The following is a 15852-nucleotide window of genomic DNA, read 5'->3' on the forward strand; positions in this document are numbered from 1 at the left end:
ATTTAATTGATTATATCAATAGGATAGAAGAATGAAGAGTTCAAAAAAACACACATTACTGATGTTAATATCTGTCATTTCCCTCATGTCTATTACAGCCTGCTCTAATATGTCAAAACGCGACAAAAATACCGCTATCGGTGCTGGCATAGGGGCAGTAGGTGGTGCTATTCTGACTGAAGGTAGTGGATTAGGTACGGTAGGTGGTGGTGCTATTGGTGGTCTAATTGGTCACCAAGTCGGTAAGAAATAGTCGCGCCCAACAAACTATAATAGAGCCAGTTAATTATCTGGCTTTATTTATAAATATAATTAACCGCCGGCCAGTTTAACTTTCATTCCCTTAGCTTCTAATAATTGCTTAATAAGCTCGCGTTTATCACCCTGAATCTCAATATTGCCTTGTTTAATTGCTCCGCCTGAACCACATTTCTTCTTTAATTCAGCAGCAAGCATCATTAATTGATCTTTATTCAAATCCAAGCCAGTAATAACACAAACGCCCTTACCTTTTCGGCCTGAGCTTTCACGTCTGATACGAACTATACCGTCGCCTTTGGTTGGCACTGATTTTTTTTCTACTTCAACTATTCTGCCAGTTTCCGTCGAATAAACTAAACGCGAGTCACTCATTTTATCCATCCAATTGAACGATTAATTTGCGCCAGCGTTAACACTGGATCGGCACTATGGGTAATAGGACGACCAATAACCATATAATCAACGCCAACATTAATAGCCTGCACTGGCGTCATAATTCTCCGCTGATCATAGGCTTCTGCACCAATGGGGCGAATGCCTGGCGTAATTGATAAGAAATCGCTACCACAAGCTGATTTCAGTGTTGTTACTTCGTGTGCTGAACAGACTACACCATCCAACTCACACTCCTTGGCTAATTTTGCTAGCTGCAAGGCGCGATCAGCCGGCAGTTGTGTAATACCAATCTGGTGCAGATCCGCTTGTTCCATACTGGTTAATATGGTAACCGCAATCAATAGTGGAGCATCTTTACCATATTCAACTAGTGCTTCTTTAGCCGCCATCATCATTCTGACCCCACCACTAGTATGTACATTAACCATCCAAACCCCGATTTCCGCCGCTGCTTTAACAGCTTGCGCCACCGTATTAGGAATATCATGAAATTTCAAATCCAAAAAAACCTGAAACCCTCGGTTATGTAAAGTTTGAATAAATTGTGGGCCATATAAAGTAAACATCTGCATACCCACTTTCAGGCGGCAATCCTGCGGGCTGAGGTTGTCAACAAAAGATAATGCCTTAGCCAGATCATGATAATCTAATGCAACAATAACCGGGGAATTAGTAGAGACAGGAAGTTTATTTTGCGTGCTGGCTATCATTTTTAACCTTTTTAAATTTAATGAATGCAATATATGTTACGTTGTCACTGACCATCAAGGCCTTTTATTGGTTTGATCGTATCCCAAGAACGGCATGAAGGACAATACCAATATAAAGAATGGGTAGTAAAACCACATTTGCGGCAACGGTAATCAGGTTTAGAGCGGATTTGCTCGCCAACCATATTGCGCAGTAATTCCAGACTCTCTTTTGCTCTGCCTTCTTCTGCGTCTGCCAAATGATAATCGATCAGTTTATAAAACAATCGCATCGTTGGATGACGTTCAAGTTGCTGTTTAATAAATATTTGCGCTTTTTCTAGCCCTTTTCTTTTTTCAATTATTTCCGCCAGATAACGCTGAGCAGTTGCTCCGCAATCGCCAGCAACACATTGCTGGATATAAGCTTCCCAATCATGCCAATTCGCTAAATGATGATAACATTCATAAAGCATGGTTAAAGTTTCACTGACTAAATCTCTATCTTGATCAAAAACTTGTTTAAGTACTGAAATGGCTTTTTCATATTCAGCGCGAGCGATATGAATGCGCCCTTTCATAATAGAAACTCGAGTAGCGTTTTTATTTGATTGAGCGGCTTTATTTAGTAAAAGAAATGCGCCATCAAGATCGTCACTACTCAGCTCCAATAGTGCCAGTTCGCAATAAAAATGAGCTATTTCTTGTTTAAATTGAGGATTGCCCATTTTGACCAATTTTTCGGCAACCTCGATTGCTTTATACCAATCGCTAGTTGCTTGATAAATAGTAAGTAAAGATTGTAACGCACTAAAGCGAAAATCTTGCTCATCAACTAGCTGCAAAAAAATATTTCGCGCCCGATCATAAACTCCTGCCGCTAAATAATCTCGCCCAAGCTGCTGTGTGGCTAATAGTTTCTGCTCAAAGGATAATGAGTTACTTTCAAACAAGGATTGATGAATACGGATAGCCCGTTCAATCTCCCCCCTTGAACGGAAAAGATTGCCTAATGTCAGATGAGCCTCAAACGCCGAGCTATCTTCTTTAAGCATATCTAAAAACAGATCAACGGCTTTATCTTGTTGATTAGATAGCAAGAAATTGACACCAGCTACATATTCACGGGATAAACGATCAGCATTTTGTTGTTTATCTTGTTGAGCACTTCTGCGTCCCATATACCAACCATAGGCAGCGGCAATAGGCAGTAGCAGAAATAGCAGCTCTAACATAAAAAATTACCTTTTTTCATTTGTAACAACTGCCACTTTAGTATCGTGTTCACTTTGAGTTGATTCGGTTAATTGACTTTCTAAACGTCTAATCTTACGTCTTGCATTTGATAATGAAATTAATGCCTTAGCGTAAAACATCCCGCAAATAAGCCAACCCAGCAAGAATCCAACCGCAAAAAGGACGGCTAGTAATGTCGATATTGGATAGTCACCTTTAGCAATCAAATAATTAAATGTTACTATCTGATTATTGCTTGAGCCAAGTGTCACGGAAACAATAAAAATGGCTACAGCAAGTAATAAAATTAAAAAATATTTCACATTTTTTCCTATTGTTGCTTAATGATAGAAAAGCGCTGGAAACACTTTTCGTTGCTTAACTTAGCATCTAAACCCAATAAAGAAAGTGAATTATATCAACACTCACCTTTTTATTTAAATAAACATTTCAATGGTAGATAACATAATGAGTTACCACAAAAATTTTCCTATAACATGTTAATGGTGCAAAATATTTTTAATCAAAAAATTCCTTATTGAATTTATCCCATTTAACGAAATACTAGTGTTGCTGACTATTTTTTTCAATAAATGAAAAAATCTCAGAACATTTATTTATATTAGGCACCGGTCTCAATCCGCAAACCTCAATCTAAATTGATAAACAAAATGTGCTTATAGTTAAAATAGTTAATTTTTTAATAATCATATTGTAGTAATATGAACATAAACTTATCTACTGATGATATCCACTAGCCTAGTAAAATATATAGGTAAAAATAATTTGATAACTATATTTAACTATTTTTTAACGCGCTTTTCCTTAATTTTAAATCCAGAGTTTCGTTCATTATGTATAACACTATGCAGTTAAAACGTATAGCTGAAGCCAAATTACCTACTCCTTTTGGTGAGTTTCTACTTGTTGGTTTTGAAGAAATTGTTAATGGTAATAATCATATCGCACTTATTTATGGTGATATTACTGATGGAAAACCCGTTCTTTCCCGTATTCACTCGGAATGTTTGACCGGAGATGCCTTATTTAGTTTACGTTGTGATTGTGGTTTTCAACTAGAAGCAGCACTTAATCAAATTGCCGAAGAAGGTAGCGGAGTACTACTATACCATCGTCAAGAGGGGCGTAACATCGGATTATTAAATAAAATCCGCGCCTATGCTCTGCAAGATCAGGGGCTGGATACTGTCGAGGCCAATTTAAAACTCGGGTTCAAACCCGATGAACGTGATTTTACTGTCTGTGCTGACATGTATAAATTATTGGCGATAAATGAAGTGAGATTATTAACCAATAATCCTAAAAAACTAGAAATTATGAAAGAAGCTGGAATCAATGTCGTTGAACGAGTTCCTCTCATTGTTGGTCGTAATCCCAAAAATAGTGACTATCTCAATGTAAAAGCCAGCAAATTAGGTCATATTCTATCTGATAATGCGAAAAAATAATCAATCAATTATTATCAAAAACTGTCTGCTTTTAACAGAGCAGTTTTTGATGGTTTAAATCCGTTTATTTTAACATTTGACGAATAACATACTGCAGAATACCGCCATGACGAAAATATTCTAATTCAGTCATCGTATCAATGCGGCAACGCATCGCTATTGTCGTTTTCTGATCATTTTTATCAGTAATGGTTACTGTAATCATCTCGCCTGGGGTAATCGATTGCAAGCCTGCAATGTCAATTGTCTCATCACCGGTCAATTTTAACGTTTTACGGTTTACATTAGCCGGAAATTCTAACGGTAAGACCCCCATACCAATCAAATTAGAGCGATGAATTCGTTCATAAGATTCAGCAATAACCACTCTTACCCCGAGTAATAGGGTTCCTTTAGCCGCCCAGTCACGACTAGAACCAGAACCATACTCTTTGCCAGCAATAATTGCTAAAGGTATCTTTTTTTGCTGATATTGCATGGCGGCATCATAGATTGCTAGCTGAGTCTGTGTTGGTATATAGCGAGTAAATCCCCCTTCAACCCCAGGAAGCATCTCATTACGAATACGAATATTGGCAAATGTGCCTCTCATCATAACTTCATGATTACCTCGCCTCGAACCATACGAATTGAAATCTGTTGCTTGTACGCCATGGGACTGTAAATAACGGCCAGCTGGACTATCCGCTTTAATATTTCCAGCTGGTGAAATATGATCGGTCGTAACAGAATCACCCAAGATTGCAAGAATATGAGCAGCATGAATATCAGTGATCGGCGCCGGCGCAAGCTGCATGCCATCAAAAAACGGAGGATTACGAATATAAGTTGAATCAGGTTGCCATGAATAAGTGGCTGAACTTTTTACATCAAGTGCCTGCCATGCTTCATCGCCATCAAAAACTGCATTATATTCTTTATGGAACATGTCAGATTTTACTAACTGTATTGCATCAGCAATTTCCTGACTGGTAGGCCATATATCTTTTAGTAAAACATCTTTACCATTTTTATCTTGTCCCAACGGCTCATCAGCAAGATTTACTTGCATATTACCCGCTAACGCATAAGCTACCACTAAAGGTGGTGATGCCAACCAATTGGTTTTTACTAATGGATGGATCCTACCTTCAAAATTTCTATTGCCCGATAGCACCGCACCTACAGTTAGATCATGTTTTTTGATTGCTTCTTCTATTGGCGCCGGTAGTGGCCCTGAGTTACCAATGCAAGTGGTGCAGCCATAGCCAACTAGATTAAAACCTAATTGATTTAAATAATCAGTCAATCCCGCTTTAGCTAAATAATCAGTAACCACTTTCGAACCTGGTGTTAACGAAGATTTTACCCAAGGTTTACGCACTAAACCTTTTTCAACCGCCTTTTTAGCAAGTAATCCTGCCGTCATTAAAACACTTGGGTTTGAAGTATTGGTACAGGAAGTTATCGCCGCAATAACAACCGCTCCCTCTTGTAACTGAAAATTTTTACCATCATAACTGACGGATGGCGCAGGCTCTTTGGTTGATTTATTTAATTCAAGCTCGACTGAATCTTTAAACGCATGCGGAACCTGGCTTAATTCAACCCGATCTTGAGGGCGTTTGGGCCCAGCCAGACTGGCTTCCACCGATGCTAAATCTAATACTAAGGTACTGGTAAAAATAGGCTCTTCACCTGGATGGCGCCATAATCCTTGTGTTTTAGTATAATTTTCAACTAAAGCAATTTCATCTTCCGAACGCCCTGTTAACCGCATATAGCTTAAAGTAATTTCGTCAACCGGGAAGAAACCACATGTAGCGCCATATTCAGGAGACATGTTGGTAATGGTAGCCCGATCCGCGAGCGGTAAATCAGCTAAACCATCACCGTAAAATTCAACAAATTTACCCACTACGCCATGTTTACGCAGCATTTGGGTAACAGTCAAAACTAAATCAGTAGCGGTGATCCCTTCGTTTAGTTTGCCAATTAATTTAAAACCAACTACATCTGGAATGAGCATCGAAATCGGTTGTCCCAACATTGCGGCTTCTGCTTCAATACCGCCCACTCCCCAACCTAAAACCCCCAAACCATTGATCATCGTGGTATGAGAATCCGTACCAACCAATGTGTCTGGATAAGCGAACAATTTTCCTTCTCGTTCTTCATACCATACCGCCTTACCTAAATACTCCAAATTTACCTGGTGACAAATACCTGTTCCGGGCGGCACAACTCTAAAACGATTAAATGCCTTTTGTCCCCAACGTAAAAATAGGTAACGTTCATGGTTGCGTTGCATTTCAAATTTTACGTTATCACTAAAGGCTTGAGGAGTGGCAAATTCATCGACCATAACCGAATGGTCAATAATTAAATCGACCGGCGATAATGGATTTACCTTATTAACATCACCACCTAATCGTTGCACGGCTTCGCGCATTGCAGCGAGATCAACCACTGCTGGCACACCAGTAAAATCCTGCATCAAAACTCGGGCTGGTTGATAGGCAATTTCACGCTCAGCATGCCCTGTATGCTGCCAATCAACCATAGCCTGCAAATCTTTTAATACAACAGATTTTCCATCCAGATGGCGCAACAAATTTTCAAATAGTACTTTAAGTGATTTTGGCAGATTCGAAATATCACCTAACTGTTTGGCTGCAATAGGTAAGCTAAAATATTCATAGTGTTTGTAAATACTTCCAGCGGAGAGTGTGGATGCACAGTCCGTTCTTAGACTTAACGACATAACTCCTCCTTTTATTATTTTTTATCTAGATAACTAAGATGACGCATCTTATAAAGATAATATATTAGAAATATTTTTCGGTTATGTAACTCATAATGATCATTAAATATGATTTTGTTCAAAATAAATTAAAAGTATTAACGCTAAATAGCCCTGGCTTGATGTGGAATTAGTGCATAAGAAAAAATATAAAATAAAAAATCATGAATAGAAAATAAACTCTAATTTTTATTAAAATTATATTGTTGGTAATTGAATCTCTTTAAACATTTCTTCAATTTCTTCATTTGAACGTAAAGCAATCGCTTTATCAACAACATCAGGCGTTAAATGTGGTGCAAAACGCCAAATAAAATCATACATATAGCTACGTAAAAAACTATTACGATGAAAACCTATTTTTGTAGTGCTATAGCTAAACTTATCCCGCATATCAATAATAACTAAGTCCTGATCTTGATTAGGGTCAACTGCCATGCTAGCAATAATTCCTATACCTAATCCCAATCTTACATAAGTCTTAATAACATCAGCATCAGTGGCGGTAAAAATAATCTTAGCCTGTAAACCTGCCTTATAAAAAGCCTCATCCAATTCAGAGCGGCCTGTAAAAACATGGGTATAAGTCACAATCGGGTATTGAGCTAGTTCACTAATGGTAATATTTTTCTTGTCAGCTAGAGGATGATCAGCTTTAACGACAACCGAACGATTCCAATGATAACAAGGTAACATCACTAAATCTTTGTAAAGATGTAACGCTTCAGTCGCAATAGCAAAGTCGCTATTTCCTTTACTGACATCTTCCGCAATTTGTATTGGCGAACCCTGACTCATATGTAATGAAACTTGTGGATAATGTTCGATAAATTGTTTAATAACCGGAGGAAGAGCATACCTTGCTTGAGTATGTGTGGTAGCAATGGCTAATATGCCACGATCAGGATAAGTATGTTCACCAACGACTGCTCGGATAGCCTGCATTTTCGTCATCACTTCTCGAGCAATTTTAATTACTTCCTTTCCGGCTGGGGTAACATGAGTTAAGTGTTTACCACTGCGTCCAAAAATTTGCACTCCCAATTCATCTTCAAGCATACGAACCTGTTTGCTTATACCTGGTTGTGATGTGTATAACCCTTCTGCTGTTGATGAAACATTTAAATTATGATTTTCAATCTCTACAATGTAACGTAATTGCTGTAATTTCATCTTATTCAGCGTCCTCATAAATTGAATAAAGGATTAATTATTTAATAACTTCTAGTAATTTTATTATAACAAAAAGAAATAATTATATGTTTATTAGTTATAATGAATATAAATTTTGGCAAGATTATTAATTAACTGAATGCTAAAATAAAAAGCCAAACAACGCCGTTTACTATTACTAAAGATTTCCTAAACTAACTTTGAATGGCCTAAAATAAATTAATTTATTTAATAATACCGCAAACTACCCTTAAACCACCACCGCCTAATGTTTCTGGATGATCTGAATAATTATCTCCACCTTCATGGATTATTAATGCTCTATGCTTAATTTGACTTATTGATTTTAACCGCGGCGCTAAAATGGCATAGTCAGCACTACCTTTATGTTGGGCTGTTTTATTAGGTTCAAAATGGCCACCGGCTTTTCCTGCTGCAATTAACTTTCCATCTTTTTGCAAAGCATCACAACTAGGATATTCGTGAACATGGAAACCATGTATTCCAGGCGCTAATCCTTGTAATTTGGGGGTAAATAATAAACCAAATTTTGTTTCCGTAATCTTAATTTCACCTACCGATTGGCCGTTATCTTTTTTAGTAACTATGTTCATTGGAACTATCATTGTATTGGCTAGCGATGTTGCAGCAAAAAAAGTGCCCATAATTAGTAACATTTTCAATTTCATATATTAATCCAGGTTATATCCTGGTAGCAGAAGAAGAGGATGTGGAAACGCATGCTTTGCGAGCCCGCCGGCGATGCCCTAAATGTGGTACCGCGATGGATAGCTACCTTATTGATAATAAACGTAAATTACATGTATGTGGGAATAATCCAGTATGTAATGGTTATCAGGTTGAAGAAGGTGAATTTCGCATTAAAGGCTATGATGGGCCAATTATTGAATGTGATAAATGTGGCTCAGAAATGCATCTGAAGATGGGTCGATTTGGAAAATATATGGGCTGTACCAATGAGGCTTGTAAAAATACTCGCAAGATCTTGAAGAGTGGTGAAGTGGCTCCGCCTAAAGAAGATCCTATTCCATTGCCGGAACTAGTTTGTGAAAAATCTGATGCTTACTTTGTATTAAGAGATGGGGCAGCGGGAATATTTTTAGCCGCTAACACTTTTCCAAAATCAAGAGAGACCCGCGCACCATTGGTTGAAGAATTGGTACGTTTTAAAGATCGTCTGCCAGCTAAATTTAGCTATTTAACCCTGGCGCCATCGGTCGATCCTGAAGGTAATAAAACGATTGTTAGATTTAGTCGTAAGACTAAACAACAATATGTTTCCTCAGAAAAAAATGGTAAAGCCACTGGCTGGAGTGCATTTTATATCGATGGCAAATGGATAGAAAAAAACAAATAAAAATTTATCTATTTTCTTAATTAAACAAGGCTACTGAAATCAGTAGCCTAATTTTTAGTTTATATATCGTCGCTATTTCAAATCATAACCTGGATTAATATATGAAATTGAAAATGTTACTAATTATGGGCACTTTTTTTGCTGCAACATCGCTAGCCAATACAATGATAGTTCCAATGAACATAGTTACTAAAAAAGATAACGGCCAATCGGTAGGTGAAATTAAGATTACGGAAACAAAATTTGGTTTATTATTTACCCCCAAATTACAAGGATTAGCGCCTGGAATACATGGTTTCCATGTTCACGAATATCCTAGTTGTGATGCTTTGCAAAAAGATGGAAAGTTAATTGCAGCAGGAAAAGCCGGTGGCCATTTTGATCCTAATAAAACAGCCCAACATAAAGGTCCATATATAAACTAAAAATTAGGCTACTGATTTCAGTAGCCTTGTTTAATTATAGAAAATAGATAAATTTTTATTTGTTTTTTTCTATCCATTTGCCATCGATATAAAATGCACTCCAGCCAGTGGCTTTACCATTTTTTTCTGAGGAAACATATTGTTGTTTAGTCTTACGACTAAATCTAACAATCGTTTTATTACCTTCAGGATCGACCGATGGCGCCAGGGTTAAATAGCTAAATTTAGCTGGCAGACGATCTTTAAAACGTACCAATTCTTCAACCAATGGTGCGCGGGTCTCTCTTGATTTTGGAAAAGTGTTAGCGGCTAAAAATATTCCCGCTGCCCCATCTCTTAATACAAAGTAAGCATCAGATTTTTCACAAACTAGTTCCGGCAATGGAATAGGATCTTCTTTAGGCGGAGCCACTTCACCACTCTTCAAGATCTTGCGAGTATTTTTACAAGCCTCATTGGTACAGCCCATATATTTTCCAAATCGACCCATCTTCAGATGCATTTCTGAGCCACATTTATCACATTCAATAATTGGCCCATCATAGCCTTTAATGCGAAATTCACCTTCTTCAACCTGATAACCATTACATACTGGATTATTCCCACATACATGTAATTTACGTTTATTATCAATAAGGTAGCTATCCATCGCGGTACCACATTTAGGGCATCGCCGGCGGGCTCGCAAAGCATGCGTTTCCACATCCTCTTCTTCTGCTACCAGGATATTTGATAATTCATCTTCAGGAATTAAATTAATGGTTTTTTTGCAGCACTCTTTTGCTGGTAAGCTGTAACCAGAGCATCCCAGAAAAACCCCCGTAGAAGCTGTTCTAATTCCCATTTGTCGGTGACAGTCAGGACATTCAATCGATGTTAATACCATCGGATTGGGGCGCATGCCACCTTCCTCGGGTGCTTTATTTGCGCTTTCTAGCTGTTCGGTAAAAGCAGCAAAAAACTCATCTAATACACTCTTCCACTCGATACGATCTTCTGCTATCAAGTCAAGCTGATCTTCCATTCGCGCAGTAAAATCATAGTCCATTAATTCACTAAAATTTTCATCTAATCGGTCAGTAACTATTTCACCTATTTTTTCAGCATAAAAACGGCGATTTTCAATTTTTACATAGCCCCGATCTTGGATAGTTGAAATAATAACCGGATAGGTTGATGGCCGGCCAATGCCACGTTTTTCAAGTTCTCTAACCAGAGAAGCTTCGCCAAAACGTGCTGGAGGTTTAGTAAAGTGTTGGCTAGGACACAATTTATCCAATTCAAGCTGACTACCAACTTTGACCATAGGTAATATTTTATCTTCATCACCTTTGCGCAATGCGGGCATAACTTTAGTCCAACCATCAAAACGCAAAATACGCCCTTTAGCCTTCAACTCAAAATCTCCAGCTTTGACGGTTATTGTCGTTGAATCAAATTCAGCTGGTGTCATTTGACAAGCAACAAATTGGTTCCAAATCAGCTGATATAGTCTTTTGGCATCCGCTTCCATCTCTTTTAGAGCATCAACACCAACGTCAATATTAGAAGGACGAATAGCTTCATGTGCTTCCTGCGAACTTTTTTGATTGGTGTAAACATTCGCCTGTTTAGGCAGGTATTTGCTGCTAAATTTATGGTCAATATAATTGCGAGCCATACTTAAAGCATCCTGACTTAAGTTAGTTGAGTCAGTACGCATATAGGTAATATAACCTGCTTCATAAAGACGCTGTGCCATCATCATGGTTTTTTTAATGCCAAAGCCAAGACGTGTACTTGCCGCTTGTTGCAGGGTTGAGGTAATAAAAGGGGCGCTGGGTTTACTAATTGTGGGCCGATCTTCACGATCTGACACCTGATAATGGGCATTTTTTAATAATGCAACGGCAGCATCAATTTGTGCTTTGGTGACGGGCTTAAAAGGCTTACCCTTTTCATGTGTCACTTCCATTCGAATCAATGCCGTATCTACGGTCAGTAATTCAGTATGCAGCTGCCAATACTCTTGCGGGACAAATGCTTTAATTTCCCGTTCCCGTTCTACAATCAGACGTACAGCGACTGACTGAACACGACCGGCAGAAAGGCCGCGAGCAATTTTTTTCCATAATAGCGGTGAAACCATATAACCAACCACCCGATCTAAAAAACGCCGAGCTTGTTGAGCATTAACACGAACAATATTTAATTCACCAGGATTATCAAAAGCTTGCTTAATTGCATTTTTAGTAATTTCATTAAAAACTACTCGACTAAAGCGCTGATTATCACCGCCAATCACTTCTCGCAAATGCCAGGCAATCGCTTCCCCCTCACGATCGAGATCCGTTGCCAGATAGATATGCTCTGCGTCGGAAGCAAGCGATCTTAATTCAGCAACGACTTTTTCTTTGCCAGGTAAAATTTGATAATTGGCTTTCCACCCATGATATGGGTCAACTCCCATTCTATTTACAAGCGCCTCATGCTCATCTTTTTTTACTTTTTTAACCTTGTTGGCTGAGTTTGTATTCTTTTGTGAGCTGGAACCACCACTTTTTGGCAAATCACGTATATGCCCTACGCTACTTTTAACAACGTAGTTATTACCAAGGTATTTGTTGATAGTCTTGGCTTTTGCCGGGGACTCCACAATAACAAGAGCTTTACCCATAGTTATCTTTACCTAAAATATTGTCTAAGCGTACTGACTTTCCAGCCAGATGGAATGAAATCTCTTTTTATATTGCGTCAGATTCACAATATATCAACTTTTTTTGCTTAAATACTTTGCCATAAAGATAAAAATCTTTGTTAATTCATACTGTAATCAGATTCAATAGTACAATTTTGTCAGCAAAACAATGACAAAAGTAAAGCATCGTAAGTAATAAAAAGCCTACACTCTACCTGATAAAAAATGATGCGCAACCACTTATTTTATTCATAGGTATTGTTATGACAACAAAAACCACCTCAATAAGTTATGAATAGATTATAAAAAAAATCAATAAAATTATATAAAAAGTAGCAGAAATCTAGTTCAAACAGATATATAAATAAAATTTTCAGAAAGAAATTAATTTCCAAATAAAATAGCTTAGTAGTGCTGTATAAAATTGTTTATCATGTTTTTAAGTAATTAATTAATATTTTATTACATTATAAAAATACCGGCTGAAAACGCCGGTATGTATTTCTTATTCATAATTTAAAGCAGTGGCCTCTGTCCTCTTTGCCACCAGTGTATTAACAACTTATCTGCATTTTCTACCATGCTGCCCATTAAACGATCAACAAAACGTCTGGCCGGAGTATAAGTTACCTCAATAATTTCACGAGCATCAATTTGATTGATAATAATGTCATCACTAACGCCTATTTCATCAATTACAAAATCTTTAAATAGCTGATGTGTTTCATTTAAATCTTGTACAAACTTCTTACGTCCTTGCTCGGTATTTTCACCTAATAAAGTTAGTGTACGTTTATACTCTCCGGCTGTATGTAATTCTACATCAATATCCTTTTTCTTCAGTAATCGATGAAAATTGGGTACTTGCGCAACTACACCAATAGAGCCAATAATCGCAAAAGGAGCCGCCACAAGCCATCATATAACCGCCACTGGCTGCCACTTTATCCACCGAAACAATTAATTTAAGGCCTTTTTCCCGTAAACGATTTAGTTGAGAGGCAGCTAAGCCATAGCCATGCACAACGCCACCTGGACTTTCAAGCCTAAGCAATACTTCATCTTTGTTATCAGCAATTGCTAAAATTGCAGTAATTTCTTCACGTAATGCATTGACTTCATGAGCATTCATGCTGCCTTTGAAATTAATTACAAAAAGACAAGGTTTTTTTAACGTTGTTTGACCAACTTTAGCATCTGATTTCTGCTTTTTTTCTTCAATTTTACGTTGTTTTTTATAGGTTTTTAACCAAACTTTATATTCAGCGTCACTCATCTTAACCTGTTGCATCTCACGCTGACGTTGACGATAAGCTTCACTTAAATCAATAAGTTTTAAATCACTTTTTTGCTCTGTTTACGCTGTCCAAAGCTAAAAATAACCAATGAAATTAATATAATAGCAACAAATAATCCATACGATGAAAGAAATTCCACAATTCTATCCTTCTTTACAGAATATAAACAATAAGGGTATTGTAACTAAAAACTTGATAAAGTGCTTATAGCTCTTATTAATAAATTTGAATAATCAAAAGTAGGAAAATATCATGCTACCTTACCAAGCTAAAGCTGATTTACTTAAGCAAAAAACCATTTTAATTACAGGCGCGGGCGATGGCATTGGACGTGAAGCGGCATTAACTTATTCACGTTATGGCGCCAATCTTATTTTAGTCGGTAGAACAACCGCAAAACTAGAACAAGTCAAACAAGAAATTATTTCTAATAGCAAATTTACCCCTTCAGTTTCTATTTATACCCTTGATTTATTAACAATAACCGAATCACAATGCCATGAATTAGCAACTGACATTAGCCAACATTATCCCTATCTTGATGGTGTATTACATAACGCAAGCATATTAGGAAAAATTGCGCCGATTATTGATCAACCTATAAAACTTTGGCATGAAGTTATACAAATAAACGTTAACGCAACTTTTATGCTAACACAAGCCCTACTACCACTGCAGCTACAAGCACCAAATAGTTCCTTAATATTTACCACTTCAAGCGTCGGCAGACGAGGTCGTGCTAATTGGGGGGCTTATTCAGTTTCCAAATTCGCAACCGAAGGTCTAATGCAGGTATTATTTGATGAATATAAAGATACTAATTTACGTGTTAATTGCATTAATCCCGGTGGCACAAGAACGCAAATGAGAGTCAATGCTTTTCCTTCAGAGGATCCTATGCAACTAAAAACTCCACAAGAAATTATGCCGATATATCTTTATCTAATGGGAGAAGATAGTATTAAGGAATCAGGAGTAAGTTTTGATGCACAGCCTAATCGTAAACCCGGTGTGGCAATTTAATATTTAGCTATAAAAACTAACCGCAATAAAAATTAATAATAAATGATATAACCAATTATCAAACAAAGTGATTAGTCAATTAATGAGCTTTATAGTTATTTACTGGGTGCTGCTTTAATATCCCTGCATTAAAAATCATATTTGTTTGATTGATAAAAGCAGAATACTCATCACGATCATGTTTATTCTGCCCTAAATGGAAAGTGCTATAAATTTTCGCCATATTGTAAATGTAGTGGTAATATTCATCATAGATTTGCGCTTTTGATTCTATATTACTGATGTTTTTAAAGTCATCAACAATTTCAACAATTCTATTAGCATAAGATTGTAAAGAATAATTATTAAAATTTGCAATTGGAAGTGCATATTCAAACGAATGCGTTACCGTGTTTTGTTCCTTTATTCCTTTATCAACAGTATGAATATTATTAACTTTTGATCCTACTACTGACAAAAAATCAATAAACTCTTCTTTGGTAAAACATTTTGCTTTCACTTGACCGTCTGATTGTTTACTTTTATTCAAAGCGAAAACATTGAGAAAAGATGCGCCTATAGGGTAATCACATTTAAAAACATTATTATCAATAAATAAGGCATTACTACTTAGTATTGGACCCTGTACTTTTATTCCATCAACAACAATTTGATTATATTTCAAAGAGAATAATTGGTTAGAAATGATTTTTTTAAAAACCGAACTATAAGCATAATAATATTGCCGGGTAGGATTAATAATTCCACCCTGGTTACCAGGGTAAATGATAAATTCAGTTTTTTGGCCAATGGGGTATTCAATCGTATGCTTGCCAGCTCGTAAATCAAGTTGTTTAATTTCACCCTGAACAAGTTTAACAGGTTGATTATCAATCTTAAAATAAAGGGCATCTTTATTATTATGACTAACGTAAAATTTCCCATCAGCAGAATGGGTTAATTGCGGCTCATCACAGCTTGCTAACAGCAATATAAATATGCTGCTAGCGATAATTTGCCCAAATTGTGGCATATAAAATTTCAACCTTCTAATCAAACTTAGCCT

General features: G+C 37.0%; 13 protein-coding genes and 2 pseudogenes. 5 read left to right on the plus strand and 10 right to left on the minus strand.

Annotated features, from left to right (window positions below):
• Positions 1–31: 31 nt before the first annotated feature.
• Positions 32–253, plus strand: coding sequence for an osmotically-inducible lipoprotein OsmB (gene osmB / locus AACL31_RS11300; RefSeq protein WP_310512731.1), 222 nt, complete (start codon positions 32–34; stop codon positions 251–253).
• A gap of 59 nt (positions 254–312) precedes the next feature.
• Here the strand turns inward: osmB and yciH are convergent, their stop codons facing one another.
• Genes yciH through AACL31_RS11320 form a run of 4 tightly spaced genes read right to left on the minus strand, consistent with a single transcriptional unit; the run spans position 313 to position 2905 of the window.
• Positions 313–633 (minus strand): stress response translation initiation inhibitor YciH, encoded by a 321-nt coding sequence (gene yciH / locus AACL31_RS11305; protein ID WP_032115011.1) that lies wholly within the window; start codon positions 631–633, stop codon positions 313–315.
• Positions 630–1367, minus strand: a complete 738-nt coding sequence (pyrF, locus tag AACL31_RS11310) for an orotidine-5'-phosphate decarboxylase (protein WP_310512730.1) — start codon at positions 1365–1367, stop codon at positions 630–632. The genes yciH and pyrF overlap by 4 nt, the downstream gene beginning before the upstream one ends.
• Before the next feature lie 44 nt (positions 1368–1411).
• Complete coding sequence (gene lapB, locus AACL31_RS11315; protein WP_310512729.1) at positions 1412–2581, minus strand: lipopolysaccharide assembly protein LapB; 1170 nt, start codon at positions 2579–2581, stop codon at positions 1412–1414.
• Between the two features lie 6 nt (positions 2582–2587).
• Positions 2588–2905 carry a LapA family protein gene (locus tag AACL31_RS11320; RefSeq protein ID WP_310512728.1) on the minus strand — a complete coding sequence of 106 codons (318 nt, stop codon included), beginning with the start codon at positions 2903–2905 and terminating at the stop codon, positions 2588–2590.
• A 543-nt stretch (positions 2906–3448) separates the two neighbouring features.
• On the opposite strand from AACL31_RS11320, the gene ribA reads away from it, so the two are divergent.
• The gene (gene ribA / locus AACL31_RS11325) at positions 3449–4051 is read left to right on the plus strand and encodes a GTP cyclohydrolase II (protein ID WP_310512727.1); all 603 of its coding nucleotides are present in this window, start codon (positions 3449–3451) and stop codon (positions 4049–4051) included.
• Positions 4052–4115: 64 nt separating this feature from the next.
• Here ribA and acnA read toward each other — a convergent pair whose 3' ends face one another.
• The 3 genes from acnA to AACL31_RS11340 form a co-directional block, all read right to left on the minus strand.
• Positions 4116–6794, minus strand: coding sequence for an aconitate hydratase AcnA (gene acnA / locus AACL31_RS11330; protein ID WP_310512726.1), 2679 nt, complete (start codon positions 6792–6794; stop codon positions 4116–4118).
• Between the two features lie 237 nt (positions 6795–7031).
• The gene (cysB, locus tag AACL31_RS11335; RefSeq protein WP_310512725.1) at positions 7032–8006 is read right to left on the minus strand and encodes an HTH-type transcriptional regulator CysB; all 975 of its coding nucleotides are present in this window, start codon (positions 8004–8006) and stop codon (positions 7032–7034) included.
• Positions 8007–8230: 224 nt separating this feature from the next.
• Positions 8231–8695: a superoxide dismutase family protein gene (locus tag AACL31_RS11340; protein ID WP_339053160.1), complete on the minus strand. Its 465-nt coding sequence runs from the start codon at positions 8693–8695 to the stop codon at positions 8231–8233.
• Between the two features lie 23 nt (positions 8696–8718).
• Here AACL31_RS11340 and AACL31_RS11345 point away from each other — a divergent pair.
• Together AACL31_RS11345 and AACL31_RS11350 are read left to right on the plus strand one after the other, a co-directional pair.
• Positions 8719–9384, plus strand: a pseudogene (locus AACL31_RS11345) (topoisomerase DNA-binding C4 zinc finger domain-containing protein); the annotation flags it as partial.
• Positions 9385–9485: 101 nt separating this feature from the next.
• Positions 9486–9809 carry a superoxide dismutase family protein gene (locus AACL31_RS11350; RefSeq protein WP_339053161.1) on the plus strand — a complete coding sequence of 108 codons (324 nt, stop codon included), beginning with the start codon at positions 9486–9488 and terminating at the stop codon, positions 9807–9809.
• A gap of 55 nt (positions 9810–9864) precedes the next feature.
• On the opposite strand, the gene topA is transcribed toward AACL31_RS11350, so the two are convergent.
• Positions 9865–12465: a type I DNA topoisomerase gene (gene topA / locus AACL31_RS11355; protein WP_339053162.1), complete on the minus strand. Its 2601-nt coding sequence runs from the start codon at positions 12463–12465 to the stop codon at positions 9865–9867.
• 537 nt (positions 12466–13002) lie between these two features.
• A pseudogene (gene sohB, locus AACL31_RS11360) lies at positions 13003–13923 on the minus strand (protease SohB).
• 113 nt (positions 13924–14036) lie between these two features.
• Between sohB and AACL31_RS11365 the strand changes: the two are divergent.
• The gene (locus AACL31_RS11365; RefSeq protein WP_310512765.1) at positions 14037–14807 is read left to right on the plus strand and encodes a YciK family oxidoreductase; all 771 of its coding nucleotides are present in this window, start codon (positions 14037–14039) and stop codon (positions 14805–14807) included.
• Positions 14808–14886: 79 nt separating this feature from the next.
• Here the strand turns inward: AACL31_RS11365 and AACL31_RS11370 are convergent, their stop codons facing one another.
• Positions 14887–15819 (minus strand): hypothetical protein, encoded by a 933-nt coding sequence (locus AACL31_RS11370; protein ID WP_310512766.1) that lies wholly within the window; start codon positions 15817–15819, stop codon positions 14887–14889.
• Between the last annotated feature and the right edge of the window lie 33 nt (positions 15820–15852).

This window comes from Arsenophonus endosymbiont of Crataerina pallida (assembly GCF_964020125.1).
GTDB lineage: Bacteria > Pseudomonadota > Gammaproteobacteria > Enterobacterales > Enterobacteriaceae > Arsenophonus > Arsenophonus nilaparvatae.